The sequence below is a fragment of the Polaromonas sp. A23 genome (assembly GCF_002001015.1).
Lineage (GTDB): Bacteria > Pseudomonadota > Gammaproteobacteria > Burkholderiales > Burkholderiaceae_C > Polaromonas.
This window is the reverse complement of sequence record NZ_MUNO01000012.1, coordinates 163,137-189,850: the sequence shown is the minus strand read 5'-3', so window position 1 is coordinate 189,850 and position 26,714 is coordinate 163,137. Positions and strand designations below refer to the sequence as shown.

Here is a 26,714-nt window from a genome sequence, read left to right as displayed (position 1 = left end):
CAATTGTCCCCTTTATTCAATTTCCTTACCTGATTGCGCCTATGTCCACCCCCTCCAGCCTTCCCCATGACCCCTTGAGCGTCAAGCTGCCCCTGGACAAGGAACTGGTGCTCAAGGTGATCCCCATGCCGGCCGACTGCAATGCCAACGGCGACATCTTCGGCGGCTGGGTCATGGCCCAGGTTGACCTGGCCGGCTCGGTGATTCCGGCGCGTTATGCCGAGGGCCGCATGGCCACGGTGGCGGTCAACGAATTCATTTTCAAGCAGCCGGTACGTGTCGGCGACATCCTGTCCTTCTATTCAGAGCTCACGCGTATCGGCCGCACGTCGATGACCGTCAAGGTTGAGGTGTATGCCGAACGCTTCCGCTCGCAGGGGCGCTATATCAAGGTCACCGAGGCCAACCTGACCTACGTAGCGATCGACGACAACGGCCAGCCGCGCCCCGTGCCGCCTTCGTCACTGCCGCGTCCGTTATAATTTTTATAGCTGTTCGCGCCCGCCGCATAAGGACAAAGCGGCAATTTCATCATCAAAACTTGCCATGGCGGCCCTGGCCGGCGGCAAAACGGGCCGCGCCTTGCATGCCCTCGCCAATGCAGTTTCGGCCGCGGTCCCACTCCTGCTTGAGCGCCTGCGGCAAAGGCAAGTCCCACTGCGCATAGGCGCTCTGGCGGTCGGCCAGCATGGTCTTCTGGGGAAACTTTGCGAGCTGGTGCGCCAACACCAGCGCCGCCGCACGTGCGGTGCCGGTGGGCACCACCCGGTTGCACAAACCCATCTGCAGGGACTCCATCGCCTCGACCTTGCGCCCGGTCAGAATCAAATCCATCGCGTGGCCCATGCCGACCAGGCGCGGCATGCGCACTGTGCCGCCGTCGATCAGCGGCACCCCGAAGCGGCGGCAGTAAACGCCGAAGTAAGCGTCTTCGTCCATCACCCGCATGTCGCACCACAGCGCCAGCTCCATGCCGCCGGCCACCGCCGCGCCGCTGACCGCGGCAATCACCGGCTTGGACAGCAGCAGGCGGGACGGCCCCATCGGGCCCAGCGGCTGGCTGTCTTCGGCCTGGAAATCCAGCGCGGCAAACAGGTCCGACCCGCCTTCCCGTGATTCGTGCAACATCTTCGCGCCAAACTGCAAATCCCAGCCGGCGCAAAAATGGCCATGCGCGCCATGGAACACCGCCACCTTCGCACTGCCGTCTGAATCAAACGCCAGAAAAGCTTCGTGCAGGGCGCGGGCATGTTCGCTGTCCACCGCGTTACGCACGTCCGGCCGGTCCAAGGTGACGATGGTCACCTCGCCGTCTTTCTCTATATGAACTGTCATAGGTCATCCCCCCACCAGCCCACGCGCGGCGCGGCAAGACACGCAGCCAGCTCGTCGGCGTTGACATCAATTTCCATGCGCAGCAGGGCAGCCGCCATGGACTTGCCCAGGTTGTCGAGGCGCAGGTTGCGCGCGCCGCCGCCCTGCAAGGCGTCGTGCAACACCAGCTTGATCGCCAGGATATTCGGCAGGTACCAGCATTCGACTTCACCGGGCAACCAGGGTGCAAAGTGGGCCTGCACGCGTTGCGCCGTGACTTCGCGCGCCAGCACGGCATAACCTGCCGCATTCCAGGCAAACAGCCCGAAGTCCACCCAGTCGGCCTTGTCGCCGCTGCGCGCGTGGGCCAGCCGGACCAGTTGTACTTTTTGAGCGGGTGTGGTCATGTTTGCAGCAACTCCACGCGTGTGTTCGGCTCGACAAGGCTGCGGTCGATCAGCGCCGGCCAGATACCCAGCAGCTCGCTGGTGTTGTGCAGGCCGTGAAAGCCACAGGTATAGGCCGGCCCGCTCAGGCCCATCCAGGGAAACAGGCGGCCGAAACCATCGGCAGCTTTTTTGTCCCGTGTGCGCAGCACCATGCGCACCCAGACCTCGTTAAGGTCGACCAGCGCGGCTGCATCAGGCATGGGCGCCAGCGCACCATGCGCCGAATTGAGACCCGGAAACTCGACAAACAGCGCTTCATGCGGCACCGCCTTGTCGGCCAGCTGGCTCTTGACCATCTCCACCGCCGCCAGCGCCTTGTCGTAAGCGTCGGGCCAGCTGAAGCCCCAGGTCACCTCGGCCTTGAAGCCGTCCCGGTAGCCGCCGACCACCTTGAGCTGGACGGTACGGGGATGGCCGGTGGCGCCGGTCATGCGCACGCGGTCCTGGCCCAGGTCTTTGAGCTGGACGGTGGACAGGTCCAGCACCACGTCGGGCGACACATAACGGTTCGGGTTGTGCACTTCATACAGCAGCTGCTGGCGCACGGTGTCGAAGTTGATGCGCCCGCCGGTGCCCGGTGCTTTCATGATCACCGCATCGCCGTCTTCACTGACCTCGGCAATCGGGTAACCGATGTGGGCCAGGTCAGGAATCGCTTTCCATGCATCAAGGCTGCCGAAGTTTCCGCCGCTGCCTTGCCCCGAGCATTCGAGCAGGTGACCCACGGCCAAACCCTGCGCCAGGCGATTCAGGTCAGCCGATGTCGCCGCCGTCGCGCTGTCCCCAAGGTTCCAGTTGAACTCGTGCACCAGCGGCGCGAGAAAAAGCGCGGCATCAGCCACGCGGCCGGTGATCACAATGTCTGCGCCCTGCTGCAATGCGGAGACAATGGGACGCGCCCCAAGATAGGCATTGGCGAACACCATGCGCTCACGCACCGAATCGAAAGGCGCGCCGTTAAACATGTGCGCCGGCGCGAGGTCGGAGAGCTGCGCCATGACCTCATCGCCTGTCACAACGGCGACGCGCGCAGTCCATCCTTTTGCAGAAAAAGCGTCCCGAACAGCGGCCGCCGCACCGGCCGGATTCAGTCCGCCGGCGTTGCAGACAAAGCGCACTTTTCGCTGCGCCATCGCGGGCCACAAACGCATGAGCATGGGCACCACATCCCTAGCGTAGCCAAGGGAAACATCGCGTTGCAGATCCTTTTGAAGGATGGCCAAGGTGAGCTCTGCGAGATGGTCGCTGGCGATGTACTGAACACCGCCGCGCTCGATGCTTGCGAGCACTGGTTCCCACGCATCTCCGTAGAAACCCAACCCGGCACCAATCCGGATTGATTTTTTCATTGAATGCAGCTCATGATCATTCCCGTCAGATTCGAGTCAGAAAAAAAGCGGCTCGCCCGTCTTCCGATTGTTGGGGTATTTTTACAAAGCACATGCTTTGTAAAAATTAATTGTGGAGTAAAAGTGCAGTTATTGCAATTGATCATCAGCGGCATAGCGCAAGGCTGCATTTACGGGCTGATCGCCCTGGGCTTCGTTCTCATCTACAAAGCCACCGAGACGGTGAGCTTCGCCCAGGGCGAGCTCATGATGCTGGGCGCCTTTGGCGGCCTGGCCTGCATGACCATGCTGGGCTTTCCGTTCTGGCTGGCCATCCTCAGCGCCATCGCCGGCATGGCCCTGTTCGGCGTGCTGCTCGAGCGGCTGGTGATACGGCCCATCCTGGGCCAACCGGCTTTTTCCATCGTGATGCTGACCATCGGCGTCGGCTACGTGGCACGCGGCCTGATCACCATGATCCCCGGCATAGGCACGGAAACCCACACCCTGCCCGTGCCCTACAAGGACATGATCTGGCAGATCGGCGGCGGTGCCAATGGACAAGGCGCGCTGATCCTCAACGTTGAACAGATGGTCGTCATTGCCAGCACGGCGGTGATGTGCTTGATCCTGTTTGCGCTCTTCAAATACAGCAAGCTGGGCATTGCCATGCAGGCCTCGTCGCAGAACCAGCTGGCGGCCTACTACATGGGCATTCCCGTCAAGCGACTCAACGGCCTGGTCTGGGGCCTGGCCGCAGCGGTGGCTGCCGTGGCCGGCCTGCTGCTCGCGCCCATCACCTTTGTGCACGCCAACATGGGCTTCATCGGCCTGAAGGCTTTTCCGGCGGCAGTGGTCGGCGGCTTCGGCAGCCTGCCCGGTGCCATTGTGGGCGGCCTGATCATCGGCATCGTCGAATCGCTGGCCGGCTTTTACGCTCCTGACGGCATCAAGGATGTCGCCGCCTACGTCGTGGTGCTGATCATGCTGATGGTCAAACCAAACGGCCTGTTCGGCGAGAAGCTCCGGAAAAAAGTATGACAAAAAAACAGCGCAACGCGTACACGATTAGAAGACCAAGTCACCGCGGAACCGGCTTCGCCGGGCCGCAGGTGGCGCCCCCCTGGGGGGGAGGCGCCGAAGGCGCTTCGGGGGGGCTATGAGATTCATTTTCAAGACCGACTACGGGCAGGACATCAATCTTGCCAAGCATGGCGGCCACATCTTCTGGTACAGCGCGCTGGTGCTGCTGCTGGTTGCCGCACCATGGCTCTTCGCCGAATACTGGCTGGCGCAGCTCACCTTCATCCTGATCTATTCGATTGCCGGCCTGGGGCTGATGCTGCTGGCTGGATTCACCGGACTGTTTTCGCTGGGCCATGCCGCCTTTCTTGGGGTTGGCGCTTACACGCAGGCCGTGATGACCAATGCCGGCGTGCCCTTTCCTATTGCACTCGCCTGCGCTGCGGGGCTGTCCGCCGCTGTCGGCCTGGTGGTCGGGCTGCCGGCCCTGCGCGTCAAGGGTATCTACCTCGGCATCGCCACGCTTTCCTTCGGCTTCATCGTCGAGGAAGTGTTTGCGCGCTGGGAAAAGGTCACCGGTGGCAACTCGGGCATCCACATCAAGGCACCCGACCTGTTCGGCTGGAAGCTGAGCAGCGGAGAAGAGTTCTATTTTCTCTGCCTGGTGATTGCCATTGGCGCCACGCTGGCGATTCTGAATCTGCTGCGTTCACCTACGGGCCGCGCCTTCGTGGCAATTCGCGACTCCGAAATCTCGGCGCAAAGCATGGGCATTCACCTGGCCCGCTACAAGACGCTGTCGTTTGCGTTGTCTGCCGCGCTCGCCGGCATTGCCGGGGCTCTTTATGCCCACAAGCTGCAGTTCATCTCGCCCGACCAGTTCAACATCCTGCAGTCCATCGACCTTCTGCTCATGATTGTGGTCGGTGGCCTGGGGTCGGTGCATGGCGCTTTTCTCGGCGCTATTTTCCTCATCTCGATGCCGCAGGCAATTGCCCTGATCAAGGACTACCTGCCGGCCTTCATTGGCCAGGCACCCGGCCTGCAGGGCCTGGTGTACGGCCTGGTGCTCATTGGCTTTGTCCTGTTTGAGCCCCTGGGTCTGTACGGGCGCTGGCTGAAGATCCGCACCTACCTGCAGACCTTTCCCTTCTACCGCAAGGGCATGTTCAAGCGCCAGAAATCCTTCCAGAAATCGGATCGTCTGAAATGAAGATCATGCCCCCCCCCGATGCGCCCTTCGGCGCCCCGTGCCACCGCCAGACGCGGGGGCTCTTCGGAGCCGTCCAAGCCTGCGCAGGCAGGCTTGGAGCCGCGGTCCTCAGCCCCTCAAGGGGACGCCACCTGTGGCCCGGCAGAGCCGGTTCCACGATGGCCCCCGCAAAAACACGCGCACCTGGACACATCGCATGACAGAGGTACTTCTCTCCGCAAAAAACCTGAGCGTCCGCTTTGGCGGCGTGCTGGCGGTCAACAATGTCAGCTTTGATGTCAAGCAAGGCGAAGTCTTCACCCTGATCGGCCCCAACGGCGCAGGCAAGACAACGGTCTTCAACCTGATCAGCCGCATCTACACGCCGACCTCCGGTGAGATCGACTACCTGGGTAAAAAACTGACCGACCAGCCACCGCACAAGATTGCTGCGCTCGGCATCGCCCGCACCTTCCAGAACATCGAACTGTTCGAGCATGCGACCGTGCTGCACAACCTGCTGATCGGCCGGCATACACACAGGCAAACCGGCCTGTGGAGCGAGATCTTCTTCACGAAAAAAACGCGCGAAGCCGAACTGCAGGCACGCGAAAAAGCCGAACAGATCATCGACCTGCTGGACCTGCAGCACCACCGCGACTCTTTTGTTGCCGGTCTGCCCTACGGCGTGCGCAAAGTGGTGGAGCTGGCGCGGGCGCTGTGCACCGAACCCAAGCTGCTGCTGCTTGACGAGCCTTCCTCGGGGCTCAATGTGGAGGAAACCGACGACATGGCCTTCTGGATCCAGGACATCAAAAATGAGCTGGGCATCACCGTGCTGATGGTGGAGCATGACATGACGCTGGTCTCCAAGGTGTCCGACCGAGTGCTGGCCATGAACCAGGGCGAAGTGCTGGCCATGGGCACTCCGCGCGAAGTGCAGACCGATCCGGGGGTGATTGAAGCCTACCTCGGCTCGATTGATGACGTGTCGTCGCTGCGCCGGCAGCACCAGCCGGTCAATCTGCACAGAGGGGAGATCCGCTCATGAGCGCCGTACCTCCACCAGTGAGCGACCAGCCCGTGCTGAAGCTGCTCAATATCGAAAGTTCGTACGGCCCCATCAAGGCCATACGCGGCGTCAGCCTCCAGGTGCGCCGGGGTGAAATTGCGACCGTTCTGGGCTCCAATGGCGCGGGCAAGACCACCATCCTGAAAACCATTTCCGGCATCATCGACCCGCGCAAGGGCTCGATCGAATTCAAGGGCGGCAACATCACCGCACAGGACCCGGCCTATATCGTGCAGCAGGGCCTGAGCCATGTCCCGGAAGGCCGCGAAGTCTTCCCGCTGCTCAGCGTGCGCGACAACCTGCTGATGGGCGCCTATACGCGCAAAGACCGCGACGGCGTGAACCGGGATATCGAAGCGGTGTTCGGCTACTTTCCCATCCTGCGCGAGCGTGCGCTGCAGGACGCCGGCTTGTTGTCGGGCGGCCAGCAGCAGATGCTCTCGATCTCGCGCGCACTGATGGCCTCGCCCGACCTGATCCTGCTGGACGAACCCAGCCTGGGCCTGAGCCCCAAGCTGACCAAGGAGATCTTCGAGATCGTGGTGCGCATCAACCGCGAACGCGGCACCACCATCTTGCTGGTCGAGCAAAACGCCAACATGGCCCTGAACGCCTCCGACTACGGCTACGTTCTGGAAAACGGTCGCATCGTGATGGAAGACACCTGTGCCCGCTTGCGGGAAAAGGAAGACATCAAGGAGTTCTACCTGGGCATGAAAGAAGACGGCGTGCGCAGCGAGCGGCGTTGGAAGAAAAAGAAAACATGGCGGTAAGCAAGACGCCCCCCCAAGCGGCCTGCGGCCGCCTCCCCCCACTGGGGGACGACGCCAGCGGCCCGGCAAAGCCGGTTCCGCGGCATCCCCGCATTGATTCAGTTGGGTCCAACCGGCACCGGAGTTTCGAATGAGCAATCTTTGGGATCTCTCCCACATCCAGCCTGCAACCCGCGTGGTGCTTGAAGGTGAAACCATTCCGGCCATGTTCTGGAACGGTGTGGCACAGCGCCAGGACAAAGTCTGGATGCGCCAGAAAAAACTCGGCATCTGGCGCAGCTGGTCCTGGAACCAGACCGGCGAAGCGGTGCGCGAAATCGCCGGCGGGCTCATGAGCCTGGGTTTTGCGCCCGGCGAATGTGTCTCCATCCTGTCGAATACCGTCATCGAATGGGTGCTGGCCGATCTGGCTGTGCTCAGCTGCGGTGGCGTAGCCAACGGCATTTACCCGACCGACGCCGCCTCCCAGGTGCACTACCTCTGTGAAGACTCTGCTACCCGCATCCTGTTTGTCGAAGACGACGAGCAATTGGACAAGGCGCTTGAAGTACGCGCGCAGCTTCCCGGCCTGCGCAAGATTGTGGTGTTTGACATGGAAGGTCTGCGCGACCTCGACGAGTCCGATGTCATCAGCCTGTCGGCCCTGCGCGAACTCGGTCGCAGCTATCTCGCTGCGCACCCCGGCGCGGTCGAGGAGCGTGTCAAGGCGTGCCGGCCCGAAGACCTGGCCATCCTGGTCTATACCTCGGGCACCACCGGCAAGCCCAAGGGGGCCATGCACAGCCACCGCGGGCTGGTGTTCACTGCACGCGGCTACAACACGCTGGTGGCACAGGACGAAAACGACGAACGCATGTGTTTCCTGCCGCTGTGCCACATTGCCGAGCGCATGGGGGGCGAATATTTCGCCATGTACACGGGAGCCAAACTCAACTTTGTCGAGAACCCTGAAACCATTCCTGAAAACGTGCGCGAAATCGCGCCCACGGTGTTCACCGCCGTGCCGCGTGTCTGGGAGAAGTTCTACTCGGGAGTGATGATCGCCCTCAAGGAAGCCAGCCGGCTGCAGCAGGCCGCTTACGCCTGGGGGATTGGCGTGGGCAGCGAGATTGCCGACAAGGTCATGGCCGGCCAGCCCGTGAGCAACTCGCTCAAGCTGAAGTTCACCATCGCCCGCTGGATCGCACTGGACAACGCGCGCAAGCTGATAGGCATCCACCGCGCCCGCTTCTGCGTGACCGGCGCCGCCCCCATCTCACCGGAGCTGGTCAAGTGGTACATGGCGCTCGGTGTGCCCATGCTGGAAGTCTGGGGCATGACGGAAACCTGCGGTGCCGCGACCGGCGTTCCGGCCAGCCGCATCAAGCCCGGCTCCATAGGCCCGGCGGCGGGCTACAACGAGGTCAAGCTGGATCCGGCGACCGGTGAAATCCTGGTGCGCGGCACCAACGTCTTCATGGGTTACCTGAACCTGCCGGAGAAGACCGCTGAAACAATAGACGCCGATGGCTGGCTGCACACCGGTGACGTCGGTCTCGTGGACGAGGAAGGTTTTTACCGCATCACCGACCGCATGAAGGACATCATCATCACGGCCGGCGGAAAAAACGTGACCCCCAGCGAGCTGGAAAACGAGCTGAAGTTTTCGCCCTATATCACCGATGCCGTGGTGATCGGTGACAAACGTCCCTACCTGACCGCCATCATCATGATCGACCAGGAAAACGTCGAAAAATATGCGCAAGACCATGACGTTCCCTTCAGCAATTACCAGAGCCTGACGCGTTCGACGGAAGTCCAGGAACTGATCCAGGCCGAGCTGGACCGCGTCAACAAGAAGTTCGCGCGCGTCGAGCAGATCAAGAAGTTCTTCCTGCTTGAAACGCAGCTGACTGCGGAAGACGAAGAACTGACACCGACCATGAAGCTCAAACGCAAGCTGGTCGAGAAAAAGTACGCCGACACCATCGAAGCGATGTACCGCTAACGCATAAAGCGGCCTCAGACGGAGGCCACTCCCCCTTCCTGTTTTCTGCCGTCCGGCTTGCAAGCCGGGCGTGGAAAATCTCACGCTTTTTTTCGCAAGACCCGTCTTTTTTCCACGACCTGACCACCAACCGGAGACTTCCATGAGATTCATGACTATCGCGGCAATGACCGTACTGACCCTCAGTGCAGGCCATGCCATCGCCCAGCAAGGCGTGACCAAAACCGAGATCACCATCGGCTCCATCCAGGACCTGTCCGGGCCGCTGGCCGGTTTCGGCAAGCAGATTCGCATGGGGATGATGCTGCGCGTGGAAGAACTCAACGAGCAAGGCGGCGTCAATGGCCGCAAGATCAAACTGTTGATTGAAGACTCCGGTTATGACCCCAAAAAAGCCATCCTGGCTGCGCAGAAGCTGGTCAACCAGGACAAAATTTTCATGATGGTGGGCCATATCGGCACAGCGCAGAATCTGGCGGCCATGCCAGTGCAATTCGAGAAGAATGTCATCAACTTCTTTCCGATCACCGCCGCACGCGAAATGTACGAACCGTTCGACCGGCTCAAATACGCCTTCGCCGCAACCTACTACGACCAGATCCGCATCGCGACACCCAAACTGATGAAGGACAGAAACATCAAGAGTGCCTGCATCATTTACCAGGACGACGATTTCGGGCAGGAAGTGCTGCGCGGTGCCGAAGCGGGGCTCAAGACCATCGGAGCGACCTTTATCGAAAAGACCTCGTACAAGCGCGGCGCGACGGATTTTTCATCCCAGGTTGCCAAGATGAAAGCCTCCGGCTGTGAAATGGTCGTGCTGGGTACCATCATCCGCGAAACCATAGGCACCATTGGCGAGTCGCGCAAGACCGGATTCAACCCGGTGTTTCTCGGCTCCAGCGCCGCCTACACCGACCTGATTCACAAACTCGGCGGGAAAGCCATGGACGGGCTGTTTGCCACCATGACCTCGCAACATCCTTACCTGGATGCCGCCGAACAGCCTGTCCGCTTCTGGGCCAACAAGTACAAGACCCGGTTCAACGATGATCCGACAGTGTTCTCGGTCTACGGCTACGCCGCCATCGACGCGTTCATCCGCGGCGCCCAGAAGGCCGGTACAAGCCTCACGACCGACAGCTTCATCAAGGCCATGGACACCATGGTGATCCCCCGCGACATGTTCGGCACCGCCGAGTCCAGCTTCAGCCCGACCAAGCGCCTGGGCAACAACTTCTCGCGGCTTTCCCAGCTGCAGGAAGGCCGCTGGAAGGTGGTGTCCGAATACGTGGCGTTCAACGGCCTGCGCCCCGTGCTGCAGAAGAACGGGACCTGGAAGATCGGTTCAGACCAGTTCAAGGACTAGGCATCTGTACCCGCGACCTGATCAGGAACAACCCTGACAGGCAGGGTCGCCCATGTGACAAGGCCGCCTTCGGGCGGCTTTTTCCTGGAGGTGCGGACCGCGATGACAGAGGTGCACCCTAAGGAAGCGCTGAGTAAGTCTTGGCGGATGCGCGGCAGCCGGATCGGGATGGGATGCAAGGCAGATTTCTTGCCAATAGCTGGCTATTGGCAAGAAATTCAACGCAGCAGACCGCCCGAGCCCGGCTGATCGCGCGCCGCAAGGGATTTGTTCAGCGCTTCCCTAAGTGAATACGCCAGCTTGACAGGCGCGGGCGAAGGTTAAGAATGCCAAGCTGCAAACACCTTCGTTTTACAGGAGACATTGATGAAATTCAAAACCACCCTGGCACTGGCCGCCCTGGCGCTCAGTACCGGCTACGCAGGCGCCCAGCAAGGCGTGAGCAAGACCGAGATCACCCTGGGCTCGATTCAGGACCTGTCCGGACCCATTGCTGGTTTTGGCAAGCAGGCCCGGCTGGGCATGCTGCTTCGCGTTGACGAAATCAATGAGCAGGGCGGCATCAATGGCCGCAAACTGAAAATCATCGTCGAAGACTCGGCCTATGACCCGAAAAAAGCCGTGCTGGCCGCCCAGAAGCTGGTCAACCAGGACAAGATTTTCATGATGGTCGGCCACATCGGCACCGCGCAGAACCTGGCCGCCATGCCGGTGCAGTTCGACAAGAACGTCATCAACTTCTTCCCCATCACCGCGGCACGCGAGATGTACGAGCCCTTCCACAAGCTCAAGTATTCTTTTGCCGCCACCTACTTTGACCAGATGCGCAATGCGGTTCCGAAAATGGTCAAGGAAAAAGGCAGCAAAAAGGTCTGCACCATGTACCAGGACGACGAGTTCGGCCTGGAAGTAATGCGCGGCGGCGAGGCAGGCCTGAAGTCCATCGGCATGGAATTCGCCGAAAAGACTTCTTACAAGCGCGGTGCGACCGATTTCTCGTCGCAGGTCGCAAAGATGAAAGCTTCCGGCTGCGACATGGTGGTGCTCGGCACCATCATCCGCGAAACCATTGGCGCCATTGGTGAATCACGCAAAACCGGTTTCAACCCCGTGTTTCTCGGCTCCAGCGCGTCTTACACCGACCTGATCCACAAGCTGGGCGGCCCGGCCATGAACGGCCTGTACGCCACCATGACAGTGCAAAACCCCTACCTCGACGAGGCATCGCAGCCCATCCGTTTCTGGGCCAACAAGTACAAGACCAAGTTCAACGAGGACCCGACCGTCTTCTCGGTTTACGGCTACAGCATCATCGACACGTTTGTGAAGGTGGCCCAGAAGGCCGGCCCCAACCTGACAACCGACAGCTTCATCAAGGTCATGGACAGCTTCTCCAGCCCACCGGACATGTTCGGCGGCGCGCCAGCCAGCTTTTCGCCCACCAAGCGACTCGGCAGCGACGCCTCGCGCCTCTCGCAAATTACCGATGGCAAATGGAAACCCGTTTCCGAATACTTCAAGTAATCGCCAGCCGGATTTCAACCTTCCCATCAAAAAAGCCACCTTCGGGTGGCTTTTTTTATGACACGATGTAAGCACCCGCCCCGGTGGACAGCAGCTTGCCGTCGGCGCCCAAAAACTCCATGCGGGTGGACGCCACGCGGGAACCCAGGCGCATGACTTCGGCCCGCAATTCGAAATACTCGCCGATGCCGGGGCGCAGGTAGTCCACGCGCAGGTCGATGGTGCCGAGCTTGCTGAAACGCTGGAGGCGCTGCAGCGGCGACTCGTCCATATGGCGGGCACCGATGGCGACCATCACGGCCAGCCCGCCCATGGCGTCCAGGCCCGCGCTGATCACGCCGCCATGGATGCGATTGTGCGCATAGTGGCCGATCAGGTGCTCGCCCATGGTGATGCGCGCGCTGACGCACTCGGGCTTGAGCGAGGTGATCTTCAAGCCCAGCACTCGATTGAAGGAAATCCTCTCTTCAAAAAGTGTTTTCAGGCCGACAACGAACTCGGGCTCGAATTCAATGGCGGCACTGGCAGTATTGCCAGCACTGGCGTGAGGGATAGGCGTCATAGACCCAATTGTCGTGCAGCGAGGTCTTTCATGATCTCCTCGGCGCCACCGCCAATCATCATGACCTTGACTTCGCGGTAAATGCGCTCGCTTTTTGTGCCGCGCATGAAACCCATGCCGCCAAGAATCTGCACCGCCTGGTCGGCGCAGAACTGCATGGTTTGCGTCGCGTGATTCTTCAGCATGCAGACATGGGCCACCCAGTCAGGGCCCTGATCACCGGCATCGGCACGATCCGCCACCGCATCGACCCAGGCCTGGGTGGAAGCGATACGCATCTGCATGTCCACCAGCTTGTGGCGAATCACCTGCTTGTCGACCAGCATGCTGCCGAAAGCCTTGCGCTGGCGCGCCCAGTCCAGCGCCTCGTCGTAACAAGCCTGGGCAAAACCCAGGGCTGCGGCCGACATCCCCATGCGTTCGCCGTTGAAATTTCCCATGATGATCTTGAAGCCGCCGCCCTCTTCGCCGAGCAAATGACTGGCCGGCACCCGCACGCCGTCAAACCGCAAGTGGGCTGTGTCCGAGCACCACCAACCCATTTTCTCCAGCCGGCTGCGGGACAGGCCCGGACTGTCGCCCGGCAAAAGGATCATTGAAATTCCGCCTGCTCCCTTGGAACCCGCTTCCCCGGTACGCACTGCCACCGTGATGAAGTCGGCACGCATGCCCGAGGTGATGAAAACCTTCTCGCCATCGATCACATAGTCGGCGCCATCGCGCCGCGCTGTGGTGCGCAGCGCCGCAACGTCCGAACCGCCACCGGGTTCGGTAATCGCCAGCGCTGCAATTTTTTCACCGCGCAATACCGGTGGAATCACCGCCTGCTGCAGGGCCATTGATCCATGGGCCAGCACCGGCGGCAGGCCGATATTGTGTGAAAAAAGGCTGGCCAGCACGCCACCGCTGCCGCCGTAACGGCACAAAGCCAGAGTCATCGCATTGCGCAGGCGCCACGAAGCCGGGGTGCCGCCCAGCGCTTCCGGATAACCGAGTGCCAGCAGGCCCATTTCAGCTGCCTGGCGGTAAAGGGCATGCGGAAATTCGCCGGCATCGTCCCACTGGCTGACATGCGGTGCAATTTCGCGCTGGGCAAAACGTTTGACCGACTCGCCGAGGTCGGCCAGTGCGTCAAGATCGCTGGAGGAAATGTTCATGCTTCAAACCTCAACAAGACCTGGCCCGGTGCCGTTTGCTGGCCGGGCTGTACCGCAACCGTGGCCACGATGGCATCACGCGTCGCACAGACCGCGTGTTCGAGCTTCATCGACTCAATCACCAGCAGCGTGTCGCCGCGCTTGACCGATGCCCCGGCAGCCACCTTGACCGCGATCACCTTGCCATTGAAGGGGGCCTTCAGTTCCATCGCCTGGCTGCCGGAGGAAGTCCCGGCCGCGGGTTCGAAACTCGCGTCCTGCAGCCAGACGTCGATGGCACCGACCTGCACATGCCAGCGCCCATCGCTTACCCGGCAGGCCTGAACCATGCTCCCAAGACCGTCGACCGTGACCCGCATCTGCCCGGGGCCGACCCGCACACAGCTGGCCGCGTGCTGCGCCGAACCGACCGAAACCTCCAGCCGACCTTGGCCGGTTTCCGTCACGCGGACGGCGAATACCTGCTCGCCGTGCAAAACGCGCAGGGTTTTGCCAAACGGGCATGGCAAGGACTGCGCCGCACCGTCGCCAAAGTGCAGACCCAGCACGGCAGGCAGCAACACCTGCGCCTGCTGCTCCTGCAGGCTTGCGCGGATGCTGTCACCGTGTTCGGCCAGGAAAGGAATCAGCGCCAGGCCTGCGCGGAACACCTGATGCCCCAAACAGGCTGCCAGAAAGGCACGATTGGTAGGCAAGCCCAGCACCTGCGTGCCGTCCAGTGCTGCCACCAGCCGGCTGATGGCCTCGTCCCGCGTGGCGGCGTGCACGATCAGCTTGCCGAGCATGGAGTCATAAAACGGCGTGACCTCGCCACCGGCCTGCAGCGCATGGTCAAAACGCGCATGCCCAGGCTCGATGAAATGTTGAACCCGACCGGCATGCGGTGCAAAGTTGTCGTCCTCGGCGCACAGGCGTACTTCGATAGCGTGCCCACGGAAAACCACCTCCTCCTGGCGCAGCGGCAATGCCTCGCCCTGCGCAACGCGTAACTGCCACTCCACCAGGTCCAGGCCGGTCACGGCTTCCGTAACAGGATGCTCCACCTGAAGCCGTGTATTCATTTCCATCAAATAGAAGTTAGCCCCCACGCTCCCCACTGCGTGTGGTTCGCTGCCCCCCGAGGGGGCGCTGCGCCTGCGGCCCGGCGAAGCCGGTTCCGCGGCCCCGGCTGGTGAAGAGGGGAGTTCCACCAGGAATTCCACTGTGCCGGCACCCACATACCCGGCCGCCTGAGCCAGTGCCACCGCACAGGCGCCCATGCGTTCGCGCAAGTCAGCGTTCACTGCGGGACTTGGCGACTCTTCAACCAGCTTCTGGTGGCGCCGCTGCACCGAGCAATCGCGCTCGCCCAGATGAATGCAATGGCCGTGCGCATCGGCAAACACCTGCACTTCGACATGGCGCGGGCTCAAGAGAGCGCGCTCAACCAGCAGCTCGTCGCTGCCGAAAGACGACAAGGCTTCGGAACGTGCACTTGCCAGCGCTGCCTGCAGTTGGGACGGCTCCAGCACCAGGCGCATGCCGCGGCCTCCGCCACCCGCCGTGGCCTTGACCATCACCGGATAGCCGATGCGTTCGGCTTCCGCGCCAAAGCGAGCGTCCGACTGGTCGGCCCCCTGGTAGCCCGGCAGGCAAGGCACCTTCCTTGCGAGCGACAATTCCTTGGCGCTGGCCTTGTTGCCCAACGCGCGAATGGCGGCCGGTGGTGGGCCGACCCAGATCAGCCCGGCGTCCAGCACCGCCTGCGCAAAGTCGGCGTTTTCGCTCAGGAAGCCGTAGCCCGGGTGCACCGCGTCGGCACCTGCCGCCCTGGCCGCAGCCAGCAGCTTGTCGATGCGTAAATAGGAGTCGGCCGACAGCGTGCCACCCAACGCGACTGCGCTGCCTGCTTCCTGCACATGCAGGGCCTCTGCGTCCGCATCGGAATACACCGCGACCGTGGCCATGCCCATGCGGTGGGCGGTTCGGATGATGCGGCGCGCGATTTCACCGCGGTTGGCGATCAGCAGGCGGCGAATGTTTGTGCCCGTCATGCCGCCCACCCGGGTTTGCGCTTGCCAGCAAACGCCGCCAAACCTTCGGCGGCCTCGGCGCTGCGCAAGCTTGCTGCGAATTTGATAGCCGCTTGCGCAGTCAGGTCCTGGGCTGGGGCCTGATTGAGCATATGAAGCAGGGCCTTGGTATAGGCGACGGCGCCTGGTGCTGCACGGCGCAGCATGGCGATCTGCTGGGCCACCGCAGGCGGCAGGTCATCGGCCACCTGGTCCACCAGCCCCAGCGTCAAGGCCTGCTGCGCGGAATACTTTTCCGCGGACAGCATCATCTGCCGCGCCAACCTGTCGCCCAGCCGGCGATGCACAAAAGGCGCGATCTGTGCCGGAACGATGCCCAGCGTTACTTCCGGCGTAGCAAACACGGCCGAGGGCGTGGCCAGGACAAAGTCGCCGCAACACACCAGCCCGAGGCCCCCGCCCATGGCCGGCCCGTCCACCGCTACGAGCAGCATTTGCGGCAGCGCGCACAAGGCATTGAGCAAGTTGCCGAAGCCGGCATTCATGGCGATCAAGGGGTCTGTTTCTCCAACCGGCAACGCCTGGCCTATCGATTGCGCAAAACCACCCAGGCTGCCACCCGCGCAAAAAGCGCCGCCGCTGCCTTGCAGCACAACAAAGCGCAAGGCCTTGTCCTGTGCGGCGCGTTCGCAAGCCTGTACCAGTGCATCAACCAGTTCGCCGGTCAATGCATTGCGCGTGGTCGGGTCGTGGAGGGTCCAGTGTTCGGTTTCGCCGGAACGGGTGACCTGCAGCTTGCCTGTCATGGCGCTGTCCATCAGGCCGCAGGCTTTTTGCTGCTTTTGGACAAACCCATGTACTTGGCGATGATGCCCATCATCACTTCGTCGGCGCCGCCGCCTATGGAGGCCAGTCGGCCGTCGCGGAACATGCGGGCCACCTTGTTCTCCCAGGTGAAACCCATGCCGCCCCAGAACTGCAAACAGGTGTCGGGCACCAGGCGGTTCAGGCGCCCGGCCTTGAGCTTGGCCATGGAGGCCAGTTCGGTCACGTCCTGGCCTTGCACATAGAGTTCGCAAGCGCGGTAAGTCATGGCGCGCAGGCCTTCGACTTCGGTTTTCATTTCGGCCAGCTTGAACTGCACCCACTGCTGGTCGGCCAGCGTGGCGCCGAACAATTTCCGGTCATGCGCCCACTCCACCGTCCAGTCAATGCAGTTGGTGAGCGACTGGATGCAGCTGGCCGCGCACCAGAGCCGTTCTTCCTGGAACTGCATCATCTGATACATGAAGCCCGAGCCTTCTGCGCCTATCAGGTAGCGCTGCGGCACGCGTACCTCGTCGAAATAAATCAGGCCGGTGTCGCTGGCATTCATACCGATCTTCTTGATCTTCTTTCCGACCTCAATGCCCTTGCGCAGCTTGCCCTTCTCGCGCATGGGCACCATCACCAGGCTTTTGTTCTTGTGCTGCGGGCCCTCGCCGGTGTTGACCAGCATGCACATCCAGTCGGCCTGCAGGCTGTTGGTGATCCACATCTTCTGGCCGCTGATCACGTAGTCGCCGCCATCTTTGCGCGCATGGCTCTTGATGGACGCCACGTCGCTGCCGGCGCCCGGCTCGCTCACGCCGATGCAGCCAACCATGTCGCCCGCAATCGCGGGAGCAAGAAATTCGCGCTTGAGCTCGTCGCTGCCGAAACGCGCCAGCGCCGGCGTACACATGTCTGTCTGCACACCAATGGCCATGGGAACGCCGCCGCAGTCGATGTGGCCCAGGGCCTCGGCCATGGCCACGCCGTAGGAATAGTTCAGCCCCGCGCCGCCGTATTCTTCGGGTTTGGTCAGGCCCAGCAGGCCCAGATTGCCGAGTTTCTTGAAAACTTCATGGGCCGGAAAAATTTCAGATGCTTCCCACTCGTCGACATGCGGGTTGATTTCGGCATCAATAAAACGCTTCAGGGTTTTCTGGATTTCCAGGTGTTCGTGGTTGTATTGCATTTTTGTCTCCTTGGGGAATTCGCCTCACATGCGTGCCACGCCAAACTGCATGGGCCGCAATTGGCGGGCTTCGGCCTCGGCGCACATGGCCAGACACTGCACCAGCACCGCTCGCGTATCGCGCGGATCGATCACACCGTCATCGAGCAGCAGACCCGAGGTGTAGAAGGCATCGGCTTGCGCTTCGAACACGGCGACGATCTTGTCAAACTGCGCCTGCGACTGCGCGGCATCAACAGGGATGCCCTTGCGAACCATCGCGGCCTCGGTGACGATCTGCATGGTGCGCGCCGCCTGCTCGCCACCCATCACCGCGGTTTTGGCACTCGGCCAGCTGAACAGGAAGCGCGGTGCATAAGCGCGCCCGCACATGCCATAGTTGCCGGCGCCGAACGAAGCGCCGCACTGAATGGTGATCTGCGGCACAGTCGCGTTGGTCACCGCCTGGATCATCTTGGAGCCGTGTTTGATCATGCCGCCCTGCTCGCTGTCCTTGCCGACCATGTAGCCGGTGGTGTTCTGCAGGTAGACGATGGGATGGCCCAGCTGGCACATCATCTGGATGAAATGCGTGGCCTTGTTGGCGCCGGCCACGTCAATGGGGCCGTTGTTGCTGATGATGCCCACCGCATGGCCGCCTATCGACGCCTGCACACACAACGTGGCCGCGCCGTAGAGGGCCTTGAAGGGCAGGAAGTCCGAGCCATCAACCAGGCGCGCCATCACCTCCTGCATGTCCACAGGCTGGCGTAAGTCATCGGCCATTAGCCCAAGCAGATCATCGGCGGGGTACAACGGCTCGCTTGCTCCTGAATTAGTAGCTGCTTGCGCCCGATTCATAAGGGCTGGAGCCCGATTTGACCATGCAGTCCGGGCCACATGCTGCCGGGCCAGGCCCAGCGCCTGCCGGTCATCTTCGGCCAGTTGCTCGCCCAAGCCGGACACACCGGTATGCATCTCGGCACCACCCAGCTCTTCCTCGGTCGCCACCTCGCCGGTGGCCGCCATCAACAGCGGCGGCCCTGCCAGGAAAGCGCGCGAGCGGTTCCGCACCATGATGACCACATCACTCAGGCCCGGCATGTAGGCACCACCGGCCGTGCCTGAGCCATGCTGCACGGTGATGACGGGAATGCCCGCGGCCGACAGGCGTGCCAGGTTGCGGAACAGCGCGCCGCCATGAATAAAGCCTTCCACGCGGTAACGCATCAGGTTGGCGCCGGCACTCTCCACCAGGTGAATGAATGGCAGCTTGTTTTGCAGCGCGATTTCCTGCACGCGCAAAATCTTCTCCAGCCCCATGGCCTGGATGGCACCCGCCTCAATACCGGAGTCGCTGGCCACCACCATGCAGCGCACGCCTTCGATAAAACCAATACCCGCCACAATGCCGCCGCCAGGCACCGACTGCACAGGGTCCTTGTTGTCCTGCATGAAGCCGGCCAGAGAACAAAGCGGAAGGTAAGGTGCCCCCGCGTCCAGCAGCAAGGCCACACGTTCACGCGGCAGCAGCTGGCCGCGCTTGTCAAACACCGGCTTTGATTTTTCCGAGGCCTGCGCAGCACGCGCCTCCAGTCCGCGCAGTGCCGCGATCCGGGTCAGCATGGCTTCGCGCCTTTGCGCGGCCACACTGCCCTGCGCGTTCCAGGCGGATTGAAAAACAGTCATGACTTAAAGATCTTGGGTGTGCTGGCCAGATGAAAGCCGTCAAACGGCTTGACCGCATCGCGCTGCTGTGCCTCGGCATCGGGCAAGCGCATCGGCCAGCCCATGCGGGCCTGCGGCCGCGCGCCGTCGACACGCAAGGTGGTGCCGCTGATGAAACTGGCAGCCGGGCTCAGCAGAAACACAATGGCGGCCGAGGTTTCCGCTTCGGTGCCGAAGCGGCCCAGCGGAACGGTTTTGCGCATCTCGCGCAGCATCTCACCGGCTTCCGGCGGGTAGTGGTCCATGCCGCTGGAGGCGATGTAGCCGGGCGCTACCGCATTCACGCGCACACCGCTGTGCGCCCATTCGGCAGCGGCCGTTTCGGTGAAGCTGACCATGCCGGCCCGCGCCGCGCCGCTGTGGCCCATGGACGGCATCGAGCCCCAGAAGTCTGCAACGATGTTGACGACACTTCCGCCGTGCGCCGCCATGGACTGCAAATAGCACTCACGCGCCATCAGGAAGCCGCCGGTCAGGTTGGTGTTGATCACCGCTTCCCAGCCTTTGGCGCTGATGCTTTCCAGCGGCGTGATGTATTGCCCGCCGGCGTTGTTGACCAGGCTGTCGATGCGGCCGTGGGCCAGCACGATGGCCGCCACCGTGCTTTGCACCGCTTCTTCCTGGCGAATATCGCAGGGGTGAAAACTGGCGCGGCCACCGGCGGCCACAATTTCGCCGGCCACGTCATGCAGCTTGGCAAGTTTGCGCCCGATCAACACCACGTGGGCTCCCAGCGCTGCCAGTTCATGCGCGGTGCAGCGGCCAATGCCGGAGCCCCCGCCCGTGACCACCACCACCTTGCCGGCAAACAGGCCGGGGCTGAACACCGATTGGTAACTCATGCGCGGGTCCTCCCCATGGGTTTCTGCGGGCTTTCCCCGATAAACAGCGCCATTGCCGCATCGGCCAGTTCATCCAGCGACGCGCCTTTTCTGGCATCGAACCATTGCACCGACCAGTTCAGCGCCCCGAAGATCAGCAGGCGGGCCAGCTTCACCGGACACTGCAGCCTGCCCTCGCTGCTGAGCGCCTGGAGCACGGGCTCCCAGACCGATTCGTAGTCGCCTTGCAGCCTGGCCAGCGAAGCCCGCTGCTTGGCCGTGATGGAACGCGACTCGTACAGCATCACGGGAATGAAATCGCTGCCCGGTCCCAGCAGCACATCAAAATGGTTGCGGATCAGCACCCGCAGCAGGGCCGATGCGTCGGGCGCGGCCTGCGCCGCTGCTTCCAGCGCTGCCGTCTGCCGCAGGATGGCCGAACGCATGCCTTCGTCCATCACCGCATGCAACAGCGCGCCTTTGCTTTTGAAATGGTAGAAAGGCGAGCCGCTGTGCATGCCCACGGCGGCCGCGATGTCGCGCGTGCTGGTGGCGTCGAACCCCTTGCGCCGGAACAACTTCGCGGCGGCATTGACCAGCTCGACCCGGCGATTGCCGTCATCGCGTTCGTCGATGGTTTTGCGCGGACGGCCGCGCGGCCTTTTTTCAGCCGATGGGGCTTGCCGGGGCTGGGGGTGGGTGGTCGCTGCGATCTTGTCCATTGGAGCCAACCATAGCAAAACCTTCTATTTTTAGCAAGCGGTTGCTTTGTAAAAATAAACCGCCCGGACAACCCGTCGGACTGGCAGCAATATCCCCCTCTGCGAGAAGCTGCCAGGACCCCGTATCCGCGCCCGCCGGCTGCTCACTGCAGCCGTACCGGTGACGCGACCAGGCGACCAAATCCTTCCCGAAGTGTTGGGGATCAGTTGGGAAGGGAAATTTACCGTTCGATCAGCTGTCACAACCGTATTCACGGTCGGCGCGGACGAGACCAACGATCAGACCTGGTTGCCTTTGAAGGCCTCTTTGCGCTTCTGGCGCTCCGCAACGAACGATTTGCTCAGCGTCGCGGAAAGCTCTTCCCTGCGCAACACGACCCCGCATTCCTGACACACGGTACCCAATCCTGGATTTTTTCCGCACGGGATATGGGTGTAATGAATGGCAACCCCCTGCTTCCTGGGCTTGCACCAGGTCTCGCCCCACGCGCGCAATGCCAGAAACACGGGATAAAACGCGATGCCCATCTCGGTGAGGTGGTACTCATACCGCAAAGGCCTCTGGTTGTAGGGCCGGCGTTCGATCATTCCGTCCGATTCCAGCTTCTTCAGGCGACTCGCCATCATCTGTGGAGTGGCTTGCGTCTGCGTCTGAATGTCCTCGAAGCGATGGTTCCCGAGGAACAATTCGCGAAGAACCAAAACCGTCCAACGGTCACCCACGACCTCCTGAGCCAGCGCGATCGGGCAGAGGGTGTTCGGTCCTGCAGAGGACGACGGCGAGGCATTTTGAGACATTTTTTTTATCATACCCTCTTGTGCCTATGAAAATCATAGTTATAGTTGCAAATGTTCCCGAGACACATACAAATTACTCGCGAACCGCGGAATCAGCTGATGCACCGCGAATGGGTTCCATTGATATTGAAAGGTTTCACATGTCTGAACATACCAAACAAAATCTTGCTGCCATCGCCGACCGCTACGCTGCGGCGTGGATCGCCCACGATCCCGAGGCGATTGTCGCGCTACACGCGCCTGACTCGACCTTCCAGGCGCATGGTCGCAGCGGAGAGGTCAAGGGCAAGGCTGCGCTACTCAAAGAGTTCGCCGGGGTGTTTGAGCTCTATCCCAATTTCGGCGTCGAGATACGCCGCCTTCTTCTTGGCGACAAGCACTGGACACTCGATTGGGATCTAACGTTCCAACCGCACGGGAAAGAGCCCAAAAAGTTCCATGCGCTCGATGTTGTGGAAGTGGATGGCGCTGGACTTGTCACAAGGAAAGATACCTTCTTCGATTTTGCTCAAGTCAAAGCAGCACTCGAAGCGAAATGAGGATAAAGACATGACGACCGCAAAAACCTCCACCGCCGCTCCCGTGACACCGTTGTTCGATCGACCATTGATCAACGCGCTGCCGGTCGAACATCTATGTGATCTCAGCATCGACCTGGAGCTCGGCCAGGTGATCAAGACCCATCTCGGCACCCGCTTGACCTTCGTGGTCAAGGGCGGGCGTTTCGAAGGCCCCCGCTTCCGGGGCGAAATGCTGCCGGGCGGCGGCGATTGGGTCCACGTCGGTGCTGACGGGATCAGCCGCATGGATGTTCGCGCCACCCTGCGCACCCATGATGGCGTTCTCATTCACTATGACTCGCAAGGCCTCCTCAGGTACCCGGCGGATGGCCGTCAGCGTCTGGCCAAGGGCGAGCGGCTGTCCTTTGATGAAACATACATCCGTCCAACGCCCAGGTTTGAGACGTCCGACGAGCGCTACGCGTGGCTTTCCGGAATGGTCACCGTCGGCTACGGCGAATACGGCCCCGGCCGCATCGATCATCGGATGTATTGCATCCTGTGACATGACCTGCGCAGAGCGCGAAGAGCAGTGCTGCGCAGGGCCCAGTCTCAAGCTTCGCTCCCGCATGAAAGATCCTTGCTAGCGTGCTGCCACGGCGCTCAGACAGCTGGCCATAATGCGCGATGCGTTGCAGGCCTTGACGAGTCCGCGGTCAGGGACTCGGCATTGGCCGCTCCAAGCTCAGTTCGTACTGAACCGAGACTCTGCGACAAGCTGTCAGGAGTGAGTATCCGCGCCCGCCGGCTGCTCACTGCCGCCATACCGGTGACGCGACCAGGCGACCAGGGCCTTGCCGGCCAGGCCCTTGATGCCGGTGTGCTTCCACGGCGCATAGGCCTCTTCCGGGCCACGCGCCAGGCGCGACTTCTGCAGTTTCTCCCCTCGCCCATACAGCTCCCGAAAACTCATCAGGAGCGGGTGCCACTGGTCGGGGTCGATCCGGTGCTCGTGCCCTGCCATGAGGATGTCTGAAAGCACATGTACTTTGACGATACGCACCTCCACACATACCGCCGGCACGCCCATTCGTGGGTCACCGCCTGCGAACGGCCGGATATCTTCCACCACCGCTTCCATCTGCACGGGACATTCATGCGCCCGCTGCGGTGTGACGACCATCGATGGCGTCGGCGTAAGACCCGCAGCTTCAAACTTGTCGGAAACGTGGCGGTAGCCCAGCAGCTTTTTATGCAGCGGAACGGCGGGGCTGCCTGTGGTGAGTGCAAGCCCGTTCACTGCTTCCACCATCGTGTCCGACGGCAGGTTCAGCACACACTCCCCGGAACGCCTGAGATTCTCGGTGGTTTTTGAGCTGGCATCCAGGCCCAACATGCAGCTCCAGCCCAGCCACCAGGCCGACGACATGGGTGCGAGGTTGGTGCTGCCGTCTTCATTGAGGGTGCTGATCAATACAACGGGCGTGCCCCAGTAATGAATGGAAGGTTCGATGGCGTGATGCATGAATGTGTCCGTGAAGTTGGAGGAGTGAGCCGCAAGCTTAGGATGGCTCGGGCAACTTGACGCGCCGCTTCCGGACATGCCTGTGACCGCCTCACTCCTGCTCTCGTGCCCGCTCCAGCAGCAAGGCGCGCTCCCTCGCGTTTCCCGCCAGCGACGCGGCACGCTCGAACTCCTGGCGTGCCTCATCGGTGCGGCCCAGCTTGGCAAGCAGATCACCGCGCACACCGGGCAACCATTGGTAGTTCTGCAGGGACTTGTCGCCCTGCAACGTATCCACAATGGCCAGGCCAGCGGCCGGCCCGAACGCCATGCCGACCGCCACCGCACGATTGAGTTCCACCACAGGCGACGGCGCGGTCTGCGCGAGCGCATCGTACAGGGCGGCAATGCGCACCCAGTCAGTCTCCGCTGAGCTTGGCGCTCGCGCATGGCAGGCAGCAATGGCCGCTTGCAGCGCGTACGGGCCCAGCGCCTGTGCCGACGATTCGGCCAGCGCCTGTGCCATATCGAGTGCGGCCAGGCCCCTGCGAATCAGGAGGTGGTCCCAACGCGCGCGGTTCTGGTCGGGCAACAGCACTGGCCTGCCCGCGGCATCAACCCGGGCGCCCATGCGCGAGGCCTGCAACTCCATCAGTCCGACCAGGCCATGCACCTCGGGCTCATCGGGCGCCAGGCCCGCCAGCATGCGGCCCAGGCGCAAGGCTTCGTCAGTCAACGCAGGGCGCATCCAGTCGTCGCCTGCGGTGGCGGTGTAACCCTCGTTGAACACCAGATAAACAACCTCCAGCACCGAAGCCAGGCGTGCCCCGAGTTCTTCGCCGCGCGGCACTTCGAAGGGCACGTGCGCCTCCGCCAGCGAACGCTTGGCGCGCACGATGCGCTGGGCAATCGTCGGCTCGGGGGCCAGGAAGGCACGGGCAATTTCGTGGGTGGTCAAGCCACCCAGCAGTTTGAGCGTCAACGCCACCCGCGCCTCGGTGGAAAGCACGGGATGGCAGGCGGTGAACATCAGGCGCAGCAGGTCGTCACCAATTTCGTCCTGACGGGCCTCGTCCAGCGCGTCCACGAAATCCGGCACGAAGTGGGCCTCCTGCGCTTCAAGGTCATGGCCGATCTGTTCGAGTTTTTCCCCCTGCATCTTCTGGCGCCGCAGGTAATCGAGTGCGCGGTTTTTGGCAGTTGTCATCAGCCACGCACCCGGGTTGTCCGGTACACCCTTGCCGGGCCAGCTTTCCAGCGCAGAAACCAGCGCATCCTGTGCCAGCTCCTCCGCCAGCCCGATATCGCGCACCATGCGCGCCACCGAAGCGACGATCTTCGCGGACTCGATGCGCCAGACAGCCGAGATTGCCTGATGGGTGGAAGAATGCATGAATCAATGGTAGCGGCATACATCAGGCCCTGACGCCGCAGGCGTCAGAATCAGGCTTTTGGCATTGCTTCAAGGTCCATGTAGAACACCTCCCAGACGTGACCATCCAGGTCGGTGAAGCCGTGGCTGTACATGAAACCATGGTCCTGCGACGGGTTGGGCGCGGTGCCGCCGGCAGCCAGCGCTTTCTTCACCAGCTCGTCCACCTCGGCACGGCTTTCGCACGACAGGGCGATCAGCACCTCGGTGGTTTTGGTGGCGTCGGCGATCGGCTTCTTGGTGAAGCCCTGAAAGAAGGGCTCGACCAGCAGCATCACGAAGTTGTGGTCTTCGCTGATCACCATGCAGGCGCCCTGCTCGTTGGTGAATTGCGGGTTGAAAGAAAAGCCCAGGCTTTTGAAGAAGGCCTGGCTCTTTTCCATGTTCTTGATGGGAAGGTTGACGAAAATCTTGCGGGTCATGATGGTTCCTGTGAATGGTTTGAATAGGGTGCGGCGGTTCTCAGGTTTGCTCTGCTTTGGCCTTGAGGTTGGCGAGACCGGCTTCAAAGTCGGCACCGATCATCTTGTCCATGTTGAAGATCACGCCCATGAACTTCGACAGGAAAGGTGCGGGGCCCTCCATGGCCCAGGTCGTCTGCGTGGCTGTGCCCTGGGGAACGATGGTGAAGGTGATCACGTTCTGCGCCTTGAATGGGGAAATCATGTCCAGCCGCATCTGCACCTGCGACGGCGCCGTAGCCTGCACGATTTCAAAGCTGCCACTGCCTGACTTTTTACTCTCGAAGTCGTAGTGGGCGCCGGGCCCAATGAACGGGCCGCTGTAGCTGCCTTTCATCTCCGGCGCTTTCTGCGCATACGGGTTCCAGGAATTGAAGGCCCGAACGTCGTTCACCAACGGGAATATTTTTTCAGCCGGTGCGGCAATGCTGGTGCTGCGCGCCACGCGGAAAGTGTCGGGCCGTTGCAAAGCAATAACCGTAACGACAGCAATGGCCAGCAGGGCCAACGCCAACAGGCTGAGCAAGGTGGTTTTGATCATGACGTGCTCCTTACTGCTGGCTGGGTGTGTTCATTTCGCGGAAGCGCTCGATCTGTTCGCTGGGCGAGAAGTCGTCAAGTTCATACAGCTGACGCACTTCGATCACAGCCGACGCATTTTCACCAACAGGATTGGGATAACGGCGCGACCACTCCATGGCTTCCTCGCGGCTGCGCACCTGGATGGTGGTGAAACCGGCAATCAGTTCCTTGGCTTCGGCAAAAGGACCGTCAATCACGGTGCGCTTCTGCCCGTTGTAATGAATGCGCCAGCCCTTGCGGCTGGGCTGCAGGCCGCTGGCGTCCAGCAACACGCCGGCCTTGGTCAGCTCCTCGTGGAAGTCGGCCATGGCAGCCAGCAGTTTTTCGTCGGGGGTCTGGGGGGTGGTCTCGGCCTCGAACTCGGGCGTCGACTTGACAATGATCATGAATCGCATCCTGGTACTCCTTGTGTACGGCTGCCGGAAT

Annotated in this window: 27 protein-coding genes; 10 read left to right on the top strand and 17 right to left on the bottom strand. The window is 61.8% G+C overall.

The window, feature by feature from the left end:
• Positions 1-41: 41 nt before the first annotated feature.
• Entirely contained in the window at positions 42-482 is a 441-nt protein-coding gene (locus B0B52_RS06370; RefSeq protein WP_077592775.1) for an acyl-CoA thioesterase, read from the top strand.
• A gap of 52 nt (positions 483-534) precedes the next feature.
• Here B0B52_RS06370 and B0B52_RS06365 read toward each other — a convergent pair whose 3' ends face one another.
• Genes B0B52_RS06365 through B0B52_RS06355 form a run of 3 tightly spaced genes read right to left on the bottom strand, consistent with a single transcriptional unit; the run spans position 535 to position 3,112 of the window.
• Entirely contained in the window at positions 535-1,335 is an 801-nt protein-coding gene (locus B0B52_RS06365) for a crotonase/enoyl-CoA hydratase family protein (protein ID WP_077592774.1), read from the bottom strand.
• Positions 1,332-1,721: a hypothetical protein gene (locus B0B52_RS06360; protein WP_077592773.1), complete on the bottom strand. Its 390-nt coding sequence runs from the start codon at positions 1,719-1,721 to the stop codon at positions 1,332-1,334. Before B0B52_RS06360 ends, B0B52_RS06365 begins: the two co-directional genes overlap by 4 nt.
• The gene (locus B0B52_RS06355) at positions 1,718-3,112 is read right to left on the bottom strand and encodes an acyclic terpene utilization AtuA family protein (RefSeq protein WP_077592772.1); all 1,395 of its coding nucleotides are present in this window, start codon (positions 3,110-3,112) and stop codon (positions 1,718-1,720) included. Before B0B52_RS06355 ends, B0B52_RS06360 begins: the two co-directional genes overlap by 4 nt.
• Before the next feature lie 123 nt (positions 3,113-3,235).
• Between B0B52_RS06355 and B0B52_RS06350 the strand changes: the two genes are divergently transcribed.
• The 7 genes from B0B52_RS06350 (at position 3,236) to B0B52_RS06320 (ending at position 12,031) form a co-directional block, all read left to right on the top strand.
• Positions 3,236-4,132 carry a branched-chain amino acid ABC transporter permease gene (locus tag B0B52_RS06350; protein WP_077592771.1) on the top strand — a complete coding sequence of 299 codons (897 nt, stop codon included), beginning with the start codon at positions 3,236-3,238 and terminating at the stop codon, positions 4,130-4,132.
• A 118-nt stretch (positions 4,133-4,250) separates the two neighbouring features.
• Positions 4,251-5,327 carry a branched-chain amino acid ABC transporter permease gene (locus tag B0B52_RS06345; RefSeq protein WP_077592770.1) on the top strand — a complete coding sequence of 359 codons (1,077 nt, stop codon included), beginning with the start codon at positions 4,251-4,253 and terminating at the stop codon, positions 5,325-5,327.
• Positions 5,328-5,523: 196 nt separating this feature from the next.
• Positions 5,524-6,357, top strand: coding sequence for an ABC transporter ATP-binding protein (locus B0B52_RS06340; RefSeq protein WP_077592769.1), 834 nt, complete (start codon positions 5,524-5,526; stop codon positions 6,355-6,357).
• Complete coding sequence (locus B0B52_RS06335; RefSeq protein WP_077592768.1) at positions 6,354-7,151, top strand: ABC transporter ATP-binding protein; 798 nt, start codon at positions 6,354-6,356, stop codon at positions 7,149-7,151. Before B0B52_RS06340 ends, B0B52_RS06335 begins: the two co-directional genes overlap by 4 nt.
• Positions 7,152-7,281: 130 nt before the next feature.
• Positions 7,282-9,138 carry a long-chain fatty acid--CoA ligase gene (locus B0B52_RS06330; protein ID WP_077592767.1) on the top strand — a complete coding sequence of 619 codons (1,857 nt, stop codon included), beginning with the start codon at positions 7,282-7,284 and terminating at the stop codon, positions 9,136-9,138.
• A gap of 142 nt (positions 9,139-9,280) precedes the next feature.
• Complete coding sequence (locus tag B0B52_RS06325; RefSeq protein WP_077592766.1) at positions 9,281-10,507, top strand: ABC transporter substrate-binding protein; 1,227 nt, start codon at positions 9,281-9,283, stop codon at positions 10,505-10,507.
• A 366-nt stretch (positions 10,508-10,873) separates the two neighbouring features.
• On the top strand, positions 10,874-12,031 hold the full coding sequence (locus B0B52_RS06320) for an ABC transporter substrate-binding protein (protein WP_077592765.1): 1,158 nt from the start codon (positions 10,874-10,876) through the stop codon (positions 12,029-12,031).
• A gap of 55 nt (positions 12,032-12,086) precedes the next feature.
• On the opposite strand, the gene B0B52_RS06315 is transcribed toward B0B52_RS06320, so the two are convergent.
• From B0B52_RS06315 to B0B52_RS06275, 9 genes are all read right to left on the bottom strand, one after another.
• The gene (locus B0B52_RS06315; RefSeq protein ID WP_077592764.1) at positions 12,087-12,593 is read right to left on the bottom strand and encodes a thioesterase family protein; all 507 of its coding nucleotides are present in this window, start codon (positions 12,591-12,593) and stop codon (positions 12,087-12,089) included.
• Positions 12,590-13,750 carry an acyl-CoA dehydrogenase family protein gene (locus tag B0B52_RS06310; protein ID WP_077592763.1) on the bottom strand — a complete coding sequence of 387 codons (1,161 nt, stop codon included), beginning with the start codon at positions 13,748-13,750 and terminating at the stop codon, positions 12,590-12,592. The genes B0B52_RS06315 and B0B52_RS06310 overlap by 4 nt, the downstream gene beginning before the upstream one ends.
• Positions 13,747-15,768, bottom strand: coding sequence for a biotin carboxylase N-terminal domain-containing protein (locus B0B52_RS06305; RefSeq protein WP_168173484.1), 2,022 nt, complete (start codon positions 15,766-15,768; stop codon positions 13,747-13,749). Before B0B52_RS06305 ends, B0B52_RS06310 begins: the two co-directional genes overlap by 4 nt.
• Positions 15,769-15,779: 11 nt before the next feature.
• The gene (locus B0B52_RS06300) at positions 15,780-16,568 is read right to left on the bottom strand and encodes an enoyl-CoA hydratase/isomerase family protein (RefSeq protein ID WP_077592846.1); all 789 of its coding nucleotides are present in this window, start codon (positions 16,566-16,568) and stop codon (positions 15,780-15,782) included.
• Between the two features lie 11 nt (positions 16,569-16,579).
• The gene (locus B0B52_RS06295) at positions 16,580-17,761 is read right to left on the bottom strand and encodes an acyl-CoA dehydrogenase family protein (protein ID WP_077592762.1); all 1,182 of its coding nucleotides are present in this window, start codon (positions 17,759-17,761) and stop codon (positions 16,580-16,582) included.
• 24 nt (positions 17,762-17,785) lie between these two features.
• The gene (locus B0B52_RS06290) at positions 17,786-19,429 is read right to left on the bottom strand and encodes an acyl-CoA carboxylase subunit beta (RefSeq protein ID WP_077592761.1); all 1,644 of its coding nucleotides are present in this window, start codon (positions 19,427-19,429) and stop codon (positions 17,786-17,788) included.
• Positions 19,426-20,310, bottom strand: coding sequence for an SDR family oxidoreductase (locus tag B0B52_RS06285; RefSeq protein WP_077592760.1), 885 nt, complete (start codon positions 20,308-20,310; stop codon positions 19,426-19,428). The genes B0B52_RS06290 and B0B52_RS06285 overlap by 4 nt, the downstream gene beginning before the upstream one ends.
• Positions 20,307-21,011 carry a TetR/AcrR family transcriptional regulator gene (locus B0B52_RS06280; RefSeq protein WP_077592759.1) on the bottom strand — a complete coding sequence of 235 codons (705 nt, stop codon included), beginning with the start codon at positions 21,009-21,011 and terminating at the stop codon, positions 20,307-20,309. Before B0B52_RS06280 ends, B0B52_RS06285 begins: the two co-directional genes overlap by 4 nt.
• 279 nt (positions 21,012-21,290) lie before the next feature.
• Complete coding sequence (locus tag B0B52_RS06275) at positions 21,291-21,809, bottom strand: helix-turn-helix domain-containing protein (protein WP_139351833.1); 519 nt, start codon at positions 21,807-21,809, stop codon at positions 21,291-21,293.
• A 140-nt stretch (positions 21,810-21,949) separates the two neighbouring features.
• On the opposite strand from B0B52_RS06275, the gene B0B52_RS06270 reads away from it, so the two are divergent.
• Both B0B52_RS06270 and B0B52_RS06265 read left to right on the top strand, forming a co-directional pair.
• Positions 21,950-22,348, top strand: coding sequence for a nuclear transport factor 2 family protein (locus B0B52_RS06270; protein ID WP_077592757.1), 399 nt, complete (start codon positions 21,950-21,952; stop codon positions 22,346-22,348).
• 10 nt (positions 22,349-22,358) lie between these two features.
• Positions 22,359-22,874: a DUF3237 domain-containing protein gene (locus tag B0B52_RS06265; RefSeq protein ID WP_077592756.1), complete on the top strand. Its 516-nt coding sequence runs from the start codon at positions 22,359-22,361 to the stop codon at positions 22,872-22,874.
• Between the two features lie 216 nt (positions 22,875-23,090).
• On the opposite strand, the gene B0B52_RS06260 is transcribed toward B0B52_RS06265, so the two are convergent.
• From B0B52_RS06260 to B0B52_RS06240, 5 genes are all read right to left on the bottom strand, one after another.
• Entirely contained in the window at positions 23,091-23,834 is a 744-nt protein-coding gene (locus B0B52_RS06260; RefSeq protein WP_077592755.1) for a flavin reductase family protein, read from the bottom strand.
• 91 nt (positions 23,835-23,925) lie between these two features.
• Entirely contained in the window at positions 23,926-25,206 is a 1,281-nt protein-coding gene (locus B0B52_RS06255; protein ID WP_077592754.1) for an RNA polymerase sigma factor, read from the bottom strand.
• Between the two features lie 50 nt (positions 25,207-25,256).
• Positions 25,257-25,667: a VOC family protein gene (locus tag B0B52_RS06250; RefSeq protein WP_077592753.1), complete on the bottom strand. Its 411-nt coding sequence runs from the start codon at positions 25,665-25,667 to the stop codon at positions 25,257-25,259.
• Between the two features lie 40 nt (positions 25,668-25,707).
• Complete coding sequence (locus tag B0B52_RS06245; protein ID WP_174575473.1) at positions 25,708-26,247, bottom strand: SRPBCC family protein; 540 nt, start codon at positions 26,245-26,247, stop codon at positions 25,708-25,710.
• A gap of 10 nt (positions 26,248-26,257) precedes the next feature.
• Positions 26,258-26,683, bottom strand: coding sequence for a YciI family protein (locus B0B52_RS06240; protein ID WP_077592752.1), 426 nt, complete (start codon positions 26,681-26,683; stop codon positions 26,258-26,260).
• Between the last annotated feature and the right edge of the window lie 31 nt (positions 26,684-26,714).